Source organism: Paraburkholderia sp. SIMBA_030, from assembly GCF_046535245.1.
Lineage (GTDB): Bacteria > Pseudomonadota > Gammaproteobacteria > Burkholderiales > Burkholderiaceae > Paraburkholderia.
The window spans coordinates 1-275 of sequence record NZ_JAWRXB010000429.1; the positions used below are offsets into that span (position 1 = coordinate 1).

General features: G+C 60.0%; 1 protein-coding gene. It reads left to right on the forward strand.

The genetic code is table 11. The features are described 5' to 3' along the window. Positions 1 to 89: 89 nt before the first annotated feature. Positions 90 to 275 (forward strand): hypothetical protein (locus tag SB772_RS40650; protein WP_410838605.1); only part of this gene is annotated, 186 nt, incomplete at its 3' end.

Here is a 275-nt window from a genome sequence, read left to right on the forward strand (position 1 = left end):
GTTCGACCGTCTGCAGATCCTGCTGACGGGTATTTTCCATGTCATGTCCATTCCTCGTGCGCAGGAGGCGCCGCGCAATGCGTAATCTGATGTTGCTGGCCATGTTGGCTGCTCCCCTGGCCCAGGCCGAAACCCTTGAAGTGGCGTCCAATTCCATGCTGCGCCTGCCCGACAAGTCGGCCAGCGTGCACTTGGAGCATTTGCGCGTGGCCGATTCGGCGACGTTGCTGCTGCCTGCCACGCTGACCGAGTTGACCATCGATCATCTGCAATTG